Origin of the sequence: Micromonospora sp. DT229, assembly GCF_049844505.1 — a bacterium.
In the GTDB taxonomy this organism is placed as follows: domain Bacteria; phylum Actinomycetota; class Actinomycetes; order Mycobacteriales; family Micromonosporaceae; genus Micromonospora.
Genome location: NZ_JBNCLD010000010.1, coordinates 69,442 through 82,343, shown reverse-complemented (window position 1 = coordinate 82,343; position 12,902 = coordinate 69,442). Strand labels below are relative to the sequence as shown.

Annotated in this window: 9 protein-coding genes; 3 read left to right on the top strand and 6 right to left on the bottom strand. The window is 71.0% G+C overall.

The genetic code is table 11. The features are described from left to right. Nucleotides 1-13 precede the first annotated feature (13 nt). Complete coding sequence (locus tag ACLQ2T_RS17725) at nucleotides 14-1,075, bottom strand: DNA polymerase ligase N-terminal domain-containing protein (protein ID WP_425767457.1); 1,062 nt, start codon at nucleotides 1,073-1,075, stop codon at nucleotides 14-16. Between the two features lie 122 nt (nucleotides 1,076-1,197). Here ACLQ2T_RS17725 and ACLQ2T_RS17720 point away from each other — a divergent pair, with 122 nt between their 5' ends. After that, nucleotides 1,198-1,986, top strand: coding sequence for an aldo/keto reductase (locus ACLQ2T_RS17720; protein WP_425767456.1), 789 nt, complete (start codon nucleotides 1,198-1,200; stop codon nucleotides 1,984-1,986). A 78-nt stretch (nucleotides 1,987-2,064) separates the two neighbouring features. Here the strand turns inward: ACLQ2T_RS17720 and ACLQ2T_RS17715 are convergent, their stop codons facing one another. Then, nucleotides 2,065-3,183 (bottom strand): GH12 family glycosyl hydrolase domain-containing protein, encoded by a 1,119-nt coding sequence (locus ACLQ2T_RS17715; RefSeq protein WP_425767455.1) that lies wholly within the window; start codon nucleotides 3,181-3,183, stop codon nucleotides 2,065-2,067. Between the two features lie 314 nt (nucleotides 3,184-3,497). Here ACLQ2T_RS17715 and ACLQ2T_RS17710 point away from each other — a divergent pair, with 314 nt between their 5' ends. Both ACLQ2T_RS17710 and ctaD read left to right on the top strand, forming a co-directional pair. Then, nucleotides 3,498-4,604 carry an FAD-dependent monooxygenase gene (locus tag ACLQ2T_RS17710; protein ID WP_425767454.1) on the top strand — a complete coding sequence of 369 codons (1,107 nt, stop codon included), beginning with the start codon at nucleotides 3,498-3,500 and terminating at the stop codon, nucleotides 4,602-4,604. A gap of 114 nt (nucleotides 4,605-4,718) precedes the next feature. After that, nucleotides 4,719-6,476 carry a cytochrome c oxidase subunit I gene (ctaD, locus tag ACLQ2T_RS17705; RefSeq protein WP_425767453.1) on the top strand — a complete coding sequence of 586 codons (1,758 nt, stop codon included), beginning with the start codon at nucleotides 4,719-4,721 and terminating at the stop codon, nucleotides 6,474-6,476. Nucleotides 6,477-6,925: 449 nt separating this feature from the next. Here ctaD and ACLQ2T_RS17700 read toward each other — a convergent pair whose 3' ends face one another. The 4 genes from ACLQ2T_RS17700 to ACLQ2T_RS17685 all read right to left on the bottom strand — a co-directional run bounded on the left by ACLQ2T_RS17700 (nucleotide 6,926) and on the right by ACLQ2T_RS17685 (nucleotide 12,797). Next, nucleotides 6,926-8,149, bottom strand: coding sequence for an MFS transporter (locus ACLQ2T_RS17700; protein ID WP_425767567.1), 1,224 nt, complete (start codon nucleotides 8,147-8,149; stop codon nucleotides 6,926-6,928). A 71-nt stretch (nucleotides 8,150-8,220) separates the two neighbouring features. After that, nucleotides 8,221-8,802 carry an isochorismatase family protein gene (locus ACLQ2T_RS17695; protein ID WP_425767452.1) on the bottom strand — a complete coding sequence of 194 codons (582 nt, stop codon included), beginning with the start codon at nucleotides 8,800-8,802 and terminating at the stop codon, nucleotides 8,221-8,223. A 13-nt stretch (nucleotides 8,803-8,815) separates the two neighbouring features. Next, nucleotides 8,816-10,102 (bottom strand): nicotinate phosphoribosyltransferase, encoded by a 1,287-nt coding sequence (locus tag ACLQ2T_RS17690; RefSeq protein WP_425767451.1) that lies wholly within the window; start codon nucleotides 10,100-10,102, stop codon nucleotides 8,816-8,818. Between the two features lie 16 nt (nucleotides 10,103-10,118). Next, the gene (locus ACLQ2T_RS17685) at nucleotides 10,119-12,797 is read right to left on the bottom strand and encodes a LuxR C-terminal-related transcriptional regulator (protein WP_425767450.1); all 2,679 of its coding nucleotides are present in this window, start codon (nucleotides 12,795-12,797) and stop codon (nucleotides 10,119-10,121) included. Between the last annotated feature and the right edge of the window lie 105 nt (nucleotides 12,798-12,902).

Below are 12,902 nucleotides of genomic sequence, written 5' to 3'. Positions count from 1 at the left end.
GCTCCTCGCCATCTCAGCTCGCCTCGATGCGACGCCAGGCCCGACTGCGCCGACCCGGCTCGTAGACCGAGTCCAACCGTTTCGCGATCACCCCGGGTAGGCCCTGCTCACGGGCCGCGTGTCGGGCCTCGGCGCCGGTGCCGGGAAACCACGGCGGAAGCTGCCAGTGCGCACCGGACAGGGCCAGACCTTCGAGCAGTTCCCGGCGCTGCCGATAGGGCAGTCGGCCGCTGGTGGCCCCCTCCAGCCAGAGCAGGTCGACCAGGAGGTACTGGGCGTCGGGGGTGCCGCGTCCGCCTCGGGCCGGCCGGACCCGTCCGGCGCGGTCGATGCGCACCAGCACCCCGTCGAGTACGGCCTCCGTGGGCGCCAGGGCCTCGGCCATCGGCCGCAGCCAGGGGTACTCGGTGGTGATGTCGGTACCGCTGTCGGAGACCAGCCGCAACCGGCCCCCGGAGACGTACGCCATCGCCCGGACCCCGTCCCAACGCAGCTCGTACCCCCAGTTCTCGGGGTCGCTGGGGAGCCGGGCGGCCGGTGTGGTGCGCATCGGGGCGACCAGGTCGGGCATGGCGGTCCAGCCCGGCGGCGCCGGATCGGTACGCCGCACCATCCAGTCCCGGCCGTCCCGGCCGTCCCGGCCGTCCCGGCCGCCGGTGGCGAACAGCACGTACCGGCCGGTCGTCCGGTCGCCGTGCAGGTGCACGACCACCTCACGGTCCTGCCACTTCTCGCAGTGGTACGTGCCCCGGTCATGAATGATCATCTGTCCGCCGCCGTACTCACCGGCCGGGATCTCCCCGGCGAAGTCGAGATACTCCATCGGGTGGTCCTCGGTGTGCACGGCCAGGTGGTTGCGGCCCGGCTCGCGGGGCAGGCCGCGCGGCACCGCCCAGGAGGCGAGCGCACCGTCGTGTTCCAGCCGCAGGTCCCAGTGCAGGCTGCGGGCGTGGTGCTGCTGGATGACGAACCGGCTCCGGTCGCGGTCGGCGCGGCGAGGGCGCTCCGGCGGCACCGGTTCCGGGGTACGCGTAGCGTCACGCTTGCGCCGGTACTCCTCCAGCCGGTCAGCCACACCCGCATTCTCCGGCAAACCGGGCGGTCGTGCCCGCCCACCGCCCGGGTCCACCGGGCGGAGGCGGCCCGGCGGGACCGTTCTCGGGCGTGGCAGGACCCCAACGGGGTACAACGGTCGGTATGGACCAAGCTGACCACCCCACCGCCCTTCTTCCCGGCGACGTCCGGATCCCCCTGCTCGGCTTCGGCACCTGGCAGGCCACCGGCGAAGCCGGCTACCAAGCCGTCCTCGCAGCCCTGGACACCGGCTACCGGCACATCGACACCGCCACCATGTACGGCAACGAGGAGGAGGTCGGCCGGGCCCTACGGGACAGCGGGCTGCCACGGGAGGAGGTCTTCCTCACCACCAAACTGCCGCCGGAGCGGGTCGGCCGGGAACGGGAGACCATCGAGCAGAGCCTGCGCGCTCTCGGGGTCGACCAGGTCGACCTGTGGCTGGTGCACTGGCCGCCGAGCGAGTCGGGCGACCTGATCCCGGTCTGGCGGGAGATGCTGGCCGCCCGGGACGCCGGGCTGGCCCGCGCGGTGGGGGTCAGCAACTTCAGCACCGGGCAGATCGACGAGCTGATCCAGGCCACCCAGGAGCCTCCGGCGGTCAACCAGATCAAGTGGAGCCCGCCGCTGTACGACCGGCAGCGCCACCTCGAACACCGCGACCGCGGGGTGGTCCTGGAGGGGTACAGCCCCTTCAAGGCCAGCAACCTGTCCGACCCGGTGCTGACCCGCATCGCCGCGGCGCACGAGGTGTCCCCGGCCCAGGTGGTGTTGCGCTGGCACCTGGACCACGAGATCGTGGTCATCCCGAAGTCGGTTACCCCGGAACGGATCCGCGCCAACTCGGACGTCTTCGGCTTCTCGCTGACCCCCGAGGAGATGCGCGACATCGACGCCCTCGGCAAGGTCTGACCGTAGGCGGCTGCCCGCTCGGCGCGGCGTTGAAAGGGCCCCTTCCTGTGCATGAGGCGACAGGAAGGGGCGCCTCCTTCATCGGCAGGCGGTGCCGTTCAGGGTGAAGCTGGTGGGGTTGGCGTACGCCCCGTTCAGGGTGCCCTGGTAGCCGAAGCTGGCCGTACCGCCGGGGGCGATCGTGCCGTTGTGGCCGACATTGCGGGCCGTCACCGACGATCCGCTCTGGGTCACGGTGGCGTTCCAGGAGTTGGTCACCTGCTGACCGGACGGCAGCGAGTACGCCAGGGTCCAGCCGTTGATGGTGCTCGACCCGGTGTTGGTGATCTGCACGTCGGCGGTGAACCCGTTGTTCCACGAGTTGGCGGTGTACTTCACCGCGCAGGCGGCGGGACCGGACGGCGGGGGAGTGGTGACGGGCGGCGGGTTGTTGTTGCCACCGCCGTTGACCGCTGCGGAGAAGTTGGTCACCGCCAGCCCGGCGCCGCCCTGCCAGGGCTCGAAACCGGCCTGGATGCTGGTCAGGTACCAGGAGTTGGTGATCGCGCCCCGGTTACGGGTGTCGTTGATGAAGGCCAGCAGGTTGAGGTTCGCGCTGCTGATCGCGGAGGGGGCGACGTAGGAGATGACGTTGTTGCCGCCGTTGTTGCCCCGCCAGACCTCCCAGTTGCGCCCGTCGATGTTGGCGTTGCCGACCGGGGAGCCGATGGGCTGGATGGAGCCCTGCCGGTTGAGCCAGATCATGATCTCCATCTGGTTCACCCCGTCCCGCTTGGGCGAGGGGTCCAACCAGATGTCGTACGAGGCGTTGTAGATGGCGTTGCTCACGTACCGGTAGTTGATGCTGCTGGTCGCACTGCTGATCTGGCTGACCTGGATGGGCAGGTTGGTGCCGGGGGAGCAGTTGGTGTAGTGGCAGCCGAGGAAGATCGAGGGGTACGCCGTCGGGGCCCCGTTGGTCGGGTTGCTGCCGTTCTGGGTGGTGATCTCGAAGCCGTTGCTGGTGACGTTGATGCACTGCTGGGCGGTGGTGCCCCACTTGTTGTTCTGCACCACGTAGCGGTTCTGGATCACGGTGCTGCCGTACTGCTCGCAGATGACCGTGTCGGCGGCGGCGGTGCCACCGAGAGCCACGGCGACGACCGCGCTCGCGGCGAGCAGGCCGGTGGCCATCAGGGCTCGCAGGGTACGTCTCATCGGTGCTCCTTGCGCTGCGGCGTCGGGTGGACGCCGGGACGGGAGGTGCGGACGGAAGCGGTCGGGAGCGTGGACGGTGGTGGGGTCCGGGAGCGCTCCCACATTCATCGTCACATTTACATCCTTCGAGCTGTTGGTGCAACTGGCGAGGGGAAATGCGGCAGAAGGTGAGGTGTGTCACCGCTCGTACGGGTGGCTGACGGCGATCGGTGGGCATCGAGGGCGATCGGATTGCCTCTGGCGTGCACCGATTGCGCCGAGTAGTGTCTTGCCTCCGACGCGTTCCGAACTCCCCTCCGGAGGCGTACACCCCCATGCGTGGCTCCCCCCTGCGCATCCTCGTCGTCGGTGCGGGCATCGCCGGCCTGTCCGTGGCCCGGGCCCTGCGCCTGGCGGGCTTCCGCCCGGATGTCACCGACAAGGCGTCGTCGAGTGAGCTCGACGACGCCGGTCTCTACCTTCCCGGCAACGCCGCCCGGGCGCTGCGACGACTGGACCTCGACGGACCGGTCCGGCCCTTCGGGCAGGTCATCCACCGGCAACGCTTCCTGGACGCGGCCGGGCTGCCGCTCTGCGAGGTGGACCTCGACGCCCTCTGGGCCGGGGTCGGCGAGTGCCGGGCCCTGTCCCGCGCCGACCTGCACCGGGTGCTGCTCAGCGGAGCCGGGGGTGCGGTCCGGCACGGCGCCGAGGTGAGCGGCATCGAGCTGCTGCCGGCCACCGTCGGCGTCACCTTCGTCGACGGCACCCGGACGGAGTATGACCTGGTGATCGGCGCGGACGGACCCCGTTCCTCGATCCGCTCCCTGGCCGCCCTCGGCGGCCCACCCCGCCCCGCCGGTCAGGTGGTGTACCGCAGCATCGTGCGCCACGGGCCGGTGGTCCAGGAGTGGACCGCCCTGCTCGGGCAGCGCAGCGGCCTCCTGGTGGTGCCGATCGGGGCCGGTCGGCTGTACTGCTACGCCGACGAGGCCGGCACCGAACCGCCCACGGACCCCCGGGCCCGGCTGGTGGAACTGTTCGGTGACTACGGCGGGCCGGTGCCGGAGGTGCTGGAGGCCCTGGACCGGGTGCAGGTCACCACCACCGACGAGGTCGAACTCGGGCGCTGGTACCGGGGCCGGGTACTGCTGGTGGGTGACGCCGCCCACGCCACCGCCCCGACCCTGGCCCAGGGAGCGGCGATGGCCCTGGAGGACGCGGTCGTGCTCGCCGAGTCGCTCCGGGCCGCGTCGAGCGTGGAGGCGGCGCTGGCCACGTACGAGAGTCGCCGCCGGCCGCGTACCCGATGGGTGCGTGACCGCACCCGGGACCGCAACCGGACCCGGGACGTGCCGCCCGCCCTGCGCGACCCCTTGCTGCGCGGTCGCGGTGACCGCATCTTCGGCGAGCATTACCGGCTGCTACTCGGCCCGCTGTGATCCACGGCCGGTAACCCCGCGCGGCGCTCTCACCTGCCGGGGACTATCCTCCTTGCGGATGACGGCCGCCCCGACAGCGTGCCGAGCGGGACAACCCAGAACCGGAGGCCACTCGTGACCACCGTCGCACCCAAGCCGGTCGTGACCCGGCCCTGGCCGGTCCGGGAGCCGGTCAAGGGGTCGGCCATCGCGCGGCTGCTGCGGACCACGGACGCGAAGCAGATCGGGATCATGTACATGGTCACCGCGTTCGTGTTCTTCATGATCGGTGGCCTGATGGCCCTGATCATGCGGGCCGAGCTGGCCCGGCCCGGGCTGCAGTTCCTGTCGCCTGAGCAGTACAACCAGCTGTTCACCATGCACGGCACGATCATGCTGCTGTTCTTCGCGACACCGATCGTGTTCGCGTTCGGCAACTACATCGTGCCGATCCAGATCGGCGCGCCGGACGTGTCGTTCCCGCGGCTGAACAGCTTCGCCTACTGGCTGTACCTGTTCGGCGGCACCCTGGCCACCGCTGGCTTCCTCACCCCGGGTGGTGCGGCCGACTTCGGCTGGACCGCGTACACCCCGCTGAGCACCACCGAGCACGCCCCTGGCGTCGGCGGGAACATGTGGGTGATGGGTCTGGCCATCTCCGGTCTGGGCACCATCCTCGGCGCGGTCAACCTGATCACCACCATCCTGACCCTGCGCGCACCGGGCATGACCATGTTCCGGATGCCGATCTTCACCTGGAACATGCTGGTCACCAGCCTCCTGGTGATCCTGGTCTTCCCGCTGCTGGCCGCCGCGCTGTTCGCGCTGGCCGCCGACCGTCTACTCGGGGCACAGGTATACAGCCCGGACACCGGCGGGCCGATGCTGTGGCAGCACCTGTTCTGGTTCTTCGGGCACCCCGAGGTCTACATCATCGCGCTGCCGTTCTTCGGCATCATCAGCGAGATCATCCCGGTCTTCTCCCGCAAGCCGATCTTCGGCTACAAGGGCCTGGTCGCCGCGACCATCGCCATCGCCGGTCTGTCGATGAGCGTGTGGGCGCACCACATGTTCGCCACCGGCCAGGTGCTGCTGCCGTTCTTCAGCTTCCTGAGCTACCTGATCGCCGTGCCGACCGGTATGAAGTTCTTCAACTGGATCGGCACCATGTGGCGGGGCCAGATCAGCTTCGAGTCGCCGATGCTGTTCTCCATCGGCTTCCTGGTGACCTTCCTCTTCGGTGGTCTGACCGGCGTGCTGCTGGCCGCCCCGCCGCTGGACTTCCACCTGCACGACTCGTACTTCGTGGTGGCGCACTTCCACTACGTGCTGTTCGGCACGATCGTGTTCGCGGTGTTCGCCGGCATCTACTTCTGGTTCCCGAAGATGTTCGGCCGGATGCTCGACGAGCGGCTCGCCAAGATTCACTTCTGGCTGACCATGATCGGCTTCCACACCACCTTCCTGGTGCAGCACTGGCTGGGCAACGAGGGCATGCCCCGGCGTTACGCCGACTACCAGGCCATCGACGGCTGGACGACGCTGAACATGATCTCCACGATCGGCGCGTTCATCACCGGTATCTCCACCCTGCCGTTCCTCTGGAACTGCTGGAAGGCCTACAAGGCCGGTCCGGTGGTGGAGGTCGACGACCCCTGGGGTCACGGCAACTCGCTGGAGTGGGCGACCAGCTCTCCGCCCCCGCTGCGCAACTTCGACCGGATGCCCCGGATCCGCTCCGAGCGCCCGGCCTTCGACGCGAAGTTCCCCGAGCTGGCGGCCGGTCAGTCCATCGCCGGCCCGCCCGAGGGCGGCTCCAAGCCGCTGACCCGGGAGTCCGACGGTGGCGCCAGCTACACCGAGGACGTCTCCAGCGACATCGACCGCCGCTGACCCATTCCGTACGCCACACGACGGGCGCCGCCCCCACCAGGGGCCGGCGCCCGTCGCCCTTTGGGCCGTGCCCATCCCGCACCGTTGATCGTCCCCAGCGAGGCGAGCTGTGTCGGCTGCAAGGGTGCGAGTCGCTCTGGGTGATTGCCGCCTAGCCCCTGCGGGCGTTGCAGGGTGTGACGAACCCTCCAGCCTTTCCCACTTCACCTGACGTCCTTTGCTCTGCTTCAACCCACGCAACGGGCTCTGAACTGCGCATTCATGTGCCGGTGCTCGGAAGGGTTGGCGAGCTGGTGTCAAACACGGTGAACCTGTGCGTCGGTTGAAGCAGAGCAAAGGGGGCGAGTGGAAGTTGGGTCGGGGGAGGGGTAGCAACAGAGGGCGTACCTGGTGCACGCCTGCGGGAGGGGGAGTGCGCCCCGGCCGAGGAGACGGGGGTGGGCTGGCTTTCAGGCGGACGTGGACGTGGAGGCGGGGGTTGGGGTGGTGTCGGGGAGCGCGGCTGCGTCGGCGCGGCGGTGGCGCAACTCGATGGGCAGTACCGCCAGGGCCACCAGGGCGCCGATCGCGCCGATCAGGGCGAAGCCCCACAGCGGGGCCGAGGCGTCGATGACCGCACCGGTCAGCGGAGCGCCGACGGCCATGCCGATGGTGACCGCGGAACCGTGCAGGCCCATCGCCTCCCCGCGCACGCTCGCCGGAGCCAGTCGGCTGACCGCGTCGGAGGTGGACGCGAGGGCCGGTGCGCAGACCATGCCGGCGGGGATCAGCGCCAGCCCGAGCAGCCACCAGTGTGATCCGCCCAGCCCGACCGGGATGGTGAGCAGGCCCAATGCGCTGATCAGCACGACCGGGGAGATCGAGCGGTGGGCCGCGCCGTAGGCGAAACCACCCACCAACGAGGCGATCGCCCAGACCGCGAGCACCACGCCGGTGAAGGCGGCGTCACCGTTCTCCCGCAGCGCGGCGATGACCGCCACGTCGGTGCCGCCCAGCACCAGGGTCGCCGCGGCGCTCACCGCGAACACGGCGACCATCCGGGAGTTGAGCCACTGCCGGCGGGCCAGCCTGGGCTGCGGGCTGGCGGTCGCCTCGCTGGCGCTGCGTACCGGCGGGTTGAGCAGCCACAGCACCACACCGGAGCCGACGATGCCGGCACCGACCAGGTAGAGGGTGAGCCGGGCCGAGATGGTGGTGACGCCGACCGTGGCGAGCGCCGGGCCGATCATGAAGGACAGCTCGACCGACATCGAGTCCAGGGCGTACGCCGGGCGTCGCTTCTCCAGCGGCACCAGCGCGGCGATGGACTGCCGGATCACCGAGAAGATCGGCAACGCCAGTAGGCCGGCCAGGAAGGCGGCCGGCAGCAGCAGGGCGTACGGGAGCATCGGTGCCGTGAACCAGAAGATCGCCTCGGCCACCACGGTGAGCACCAGTACGGGACGCAACCCTCCGCGGTCCACCAGCCGGCCCAGCAGTGGAGCACCGATCGCGGCGCCGACCGTGATCGCTCCGCCGACCAGCCCGGCCGCGCCGTAGCCGCGTCCCAGATCCTGCACGACGTAGAACGTCAGCGTGATCCCGGTAGCGGTCAACGGTATCCGGGCCAGGATCGCCACCAGCAGCAGCGACCGCAGACCGGGTAGGGCGAGTGCCTCCCGGTAAGGCTTCATGTTCACGTCGGTCCGTACCTCCGCCGGACATCCTCGACCGGGGAAGGGGTGACCGCCAACTGATTAAGCCCTCATGCGGTACCGATCACAGCAGTGCCGTGCAGGGTGATCCCGGCTCCCTCGAACGCCCGTAGCGCGACATCGAGGGTGTCCGGTGCCACGGCTGCGGTCAGGTCCAGCAGCACGGTGGTGGCGAAGCCCTCCCGCGCGGCGTCCAGGGCGGTGGCGCGTACGCAGTGGTCGGTGGCGATGCCGACCACCTCGACCCGGTCGACGTCATGCCGGCGCAGCCAGTCGGTCAGGGTCTGGCCGTCCTCGGCCTGGCCCTCGAAGCCGGAGTACGCGGCGGCGTACTCGCCCTTGTGAAAGATCGCCTCCACCCGATCGGTGGCCAGCTCGGGGTGGAACTCTGAGCCCGGGGTGCCGACCACGCAGTGCCGTGGCCAGGTGCTCACGAAGTCCGGCGGATCGCCGAAGTGCGCGCCGGGGTCGATGTGGTAATCCTTCGTCGCCACGACGTGATCCCACCGATCCGGCTCGGTGGCCAGCAGGCGGGAGATCCCGGCGGCCACCCCCGCGCCGCCGGCGACGGCCAGCGAACCGCCCTCACAGAAGTCCTTCTGCACGTCCACGATGATCAGGGCATTGGGCACGGAATCGCTCCTCTCACTGGGCCGGTACGACGGTGACCGGGATGGCGGGATCACCTGCGGAGAGCTTCAGGCCCTCCCACGGGATGGAGATCAGGCACTGCCGCAGGTGCTCCCGCGACTCGTCCAGGGTCGGCAGGGCCACCGTCTCGCCGCCGGTCACGTACGACCGTTGCAGCAACCGGTCGTGGGGCTGCCGATCCGGCACCCCCTGGGGAACGATGATCTCCTCGGTGGCGGTGCCGGTCGGCTTGTGCCGGCGGACGGCGACCTTGCGCCCGCCGATGGTGGCCTTCTGCTCGGACCGCTTCACCACCGGGCGTCCCTCGACCTCGACCAGCTTGTAGACCAGGCCGGCGGTCGGGGCGCCGGAACCGGTCACCACGGAGGTGCCGGCGCCGTACATGTCGACCGGCTCGGCGGCCAGCGCCGCGATGGCGTACTCGTCGAGATCACCCGAAACGATGATCTTGGTCTCGGTGGCGCCGAGGGAGTCCAGCAACTGCCGGGACTGCTGGGCGATCACCGCCAGGTCACCGGAGTCGATCCGGACCGCCCGCAGCTGCGACCCGGCCACCTCGATCGCGTTGCGGATGCCCTGGCTGATGTCGTACGTGTCGACCAGCAGGGTGGTCTGACTGCCCAGCGTGGCCACCTGCGAGGCGAAGGCCGCCCGCTCGTCGTCGTGCAGCAGGGTGAAGGCGTGCGCGGCGGTGCCGGCGGTGGGGATGCCGTACCGCTGCCCGGCGGCCAGGTTGGAGGTGAACTGGAACCCGGCCAGGTACGCCGAGCGGGCCGCCGCCACCGCGGCCTCCTCGTGTGCCCGCCGGGACCCCATCTCGATCAAGGTCCGACCCCGGGCCGCGGTCACCATCCGGGCCGCCGCGGCGGCCACCGCGCAGTCGTAGTTGAGCACCGACAACACCACCGTCTCCAACACCACACACTCGGCGAAGGTGCCCGAGACGGTGAGGATGGGTGACCCGGGGAAGAACAGCTCACCCTCGGCGTACCCGTCGATGTCGCCGGTGAAGCGGTAGTCCGCCAGCCAGGCGGCGGCCGGCTCGTCCACCACCCCGGTACGCCGCAGGAAGTCGATCTCGGCCGGGTCGAAGCGGAACTCGCGGATCAGGTCGATCAGCCGGGCGGTGCCGGCGACCACCCCGTACCGGCGCCCGCTGGGCAACCGGCGGCTGAACACCTCGAACACGCAGTGGCGGTGCGCGGTGCCGTCCCGTAGGGCGGCACTGACCATGGTCAGCTCGTAGTGGTCGGTCAACAACGCGGGACGAAGGGTGTGCACGACCTCAGCCTAGAGTTCAGGTGCTCGTCGTGCCGCCACGGCCCGGGATCGCCCGCAGGGCCGCCTTCAGCTCCGCGCGACCGGTCAGCCCGAGTTTGCCGTACAGCCGTTGCAGGTGGTTCTCCACCGTCCGGGCGGACAGGAAGAGTCGCTCGGCGATGGCCCTGCTGGTCTCCCCCTCCGCTGCCAGCCGGGCCACCTCCCACTCCCGTTCGCTGAGCGCCGGTGTGGCCGCCCGCAGGGCCGGGGTCTGCACCAGGTCGCAGCAGCCGAGCAGGACGGCCAGTCGCTCGCCGGCCTTGCCGGTCTCCGGCGAGCGCCGCTGCCGCAGCAGGTGTACGGCGCCGGCGGCGGCCTCCGCGCCCAGCAGGGCCAACCCCCGGTCCAGGAAGTTGTCGGCGACCGAGAGCAGCTGTTCGGGTGAGCCCTCGACGGCGGCCCGGGCATGCTGGGCCAGCAGCGGGGGCAGGTCCCCGTCGATGCGCTCCGACAGTTCCGTCAACCGCTGGGCTACCGTACGGCGGTTGGCGTCGGAACAGGTCGGCCCGGTCGCCGCCGGGGCCGCGCCGAGCCGCACCAGGTCGTGCAGGGCCAGGGCCTCGTGTCCGGCGAAACCGTCCGCGCGTAACCGGTCGACCAGTGCGTGCAGGTGGGCGACCGCACCGGGCAGGTCACCCGTGGCGGCGAGCGTGGCGGCCCTGGCCTGTTCCAGCCAGGGGTACAGCACCGCCATGCTCGGGGCATGGGTGCGGTCGGCCTCGGCCATCGCCTCGATCGCCTGTCGGGCGTCGCCGCGCAGGGCGGCGGCCTGCGCCCGCTCGGCCTGGGCCAGTCCGGCGTAGACCCGGCTGGTCGCCAGGATCGCGCAGGCGCCGAGGGCGGCGCGCAGGGCGGTCTCGCTGCGCCCGCGCAGCCGTGCCGCGTACGCCCGCAGGATCGCCAGGTAGCCGCTGCCGAGCCGGAAGTCGCCCGCGTCGGCCAGGTCGGCGAACTCGTCCGCCACCAGCCGGTCGATGCCGGCCAGGTCGCCGGAGAGGGCCAACCGGGTGCCCCGAGCCAGCTCCACGGCCAGTTGGAGGTACGGCATGTCGGCCCGCCAACTGGCCGCCTTCGCCTGGACCATGTCCACCGTGGTGGCGCTGCGGCACAGTTGGCCCTGCACGGCCTGGAGGTGGGCCATGGTGCACCGGGCCAGTTCCCGGGCGGCCGTGCCGGCCGCGGGCCGGTCCAGCACCCCCTGGGCGAGCCGCAGGGCGGCCGGGGCCTCCAGCCGGTGCAGGCGCATGATGGCCTCGAAGGCGTGGATCCGGGCCTGGGCGGCGAGATCGGTCAGGCGAACGCCGCGCCGGGCGATCTCCTCCACCGTGGACTCCTGGCTGAGCCCCCAGTAGCTGACCATGCCGCGGGCGGTCAGCCATCGGCTGAGTCGCTCCTCGTCGTCGTCCTCGGGGGCCACTGCGTCGAGCACCCCGAGCGCCTCGGCCGGTCGGTCGGCGAACATCAGGATGGTGGCCAGTAGTTCGGCCGCGTGGAAACCCCCGTCGGCCTTCAGCGCCGCGCGGGCCAGCCGGGTGGCCAGCGGTACGTCGTATCGGGCGAACGCCTGCTCGGCGGCGCTGACCAGCATCGACGGGTCCTGGGCGGTGTCGGAGTCCAGCCGCCACACCGCCACCCGGAGCAGATCCTCCCTGCGTCGTTTGCCGGCCCCCTCCAGCAGGGCGGCCAGCTCCGCGTGTAGGCGGCGGGTCCGGCTGACCGGGCACTGCCGGCGTACCACCTCGCCGTAGAGCGGGTGAGCGAGCCGGACGTCCAGCCGCCGGTCGGACCTGACCATGGTGATCAGTCCGCGTTCCTCGGCGGTCTCCACGGCGGTGTGGTCGGCGGCCGTGTCGAGCAACCGCAGTCCCAGTGGCTCCCCGAACGCGACCAACTCGACCACGGTCCGGACCTCGGGGCTGAGCCGGCCGATCCGGACGTCGATCAGATCGGTGAGGCTGGGCGCCAGTTCCAGGCGTCCGGTCCAGGTCCAGATGCCGTACCGCCTGGCGAGTTCCCTGCTGCCCTGGGCGGCGTGCACCAGCTCGCGCAGCAGCAGCGGATTTCCGGCGCTGAGTCGGCCCAGCCGGTCCGCCGAGCCGTCGTCGACCGGTCCACCGAGGATGGCGGCGAGCAGCCCGGCGGTCTCGGTCGGCGCCAGCGGGCTCAACTCGGCGTGCTCCACCAGGCCGTCGGTCCACAGTGCCCGGATCGGCACCGGGATCTGCTCGCCGTCGCGCAGGGTACCCACCACGCAGGCGTTCTCGGCGCGGGCCACCAGGTGCACCAGGGCGGCCGAGGGCGGATCCAACAGGTGGGCGTCGTCGACCGCGAGCACGATCCGTCGGCCGGCGGCCTCCTGTTGCAGCGTCTCGACCGCCCAGCGCAGGATCCCGGCCGGCGGCAGCCCTGGGGGCTGCTCGACGGAGAGGATCTGCACCAGGCCACCGAAGGGGATGGCCGCAGTGGTGGCGCCGGCCGCGATCCACCAGACCGCGTAGTCCTCGGCGGGCAGGGCGTCCACCCCCTCCCGCAGCAGCCGACTCTTGCCGATCCCGGCGCTGCCGGCGAAGAACACTCCCCGCCCCGGTGTACCGGTCACCGCGGCCCGTAGGCGGTCGAGTTCCATCGTGCGGCCCACGAACCTCCAGGGAGTCATCCGCGCAGCATATCGACGTAGCTGCCTGACGGCGGTGGCCGCAAAGGGCGAGGTCGGGCGGTCCGCACAGTTACCGTCGGGTACCGGAATTCCTCCCGTACCCGA

Coding starts and splice junctions, on each gene's coding strand:
- ACLQ2T_RS17720 (WP_425767456.1), top strand. CDS start 1,198: ATGGACCAAGCTGACCACCCCACCGCCCTTCTTCCCGGCGACGTCCGG.
- ACLQ2T_RS17700 (WP_425767567.1), bottom strand. CDS start 8,149: ATGAAGCCTTACCGGGAGGCACTCGCCCTACCCGGTCTGCGGTCGCTG.
- ACLQ2T_RS17715 (WP_425767455.1), bottom strand. CDS start 3,183: ATGAGACGTACCCTGCGAGCCCTGATGGCCACCGGCCTGCTCGCCGCG.
- ACLQ2T_RS17710 (WP_425767454.1), top strand. CDS start 3,498: ATGCGTGGCTCCCCCCTGCGCATCCTCGTCGTCGGTGCGGGCATCGCC.
- ACLQ2T_RS17685 (WP_425767450.1), bottom strand. CDS start 12,797: ATGACTCCCTGGAGGTTCGTGGGCCGCACGATGGAACTCGACCGCCTA.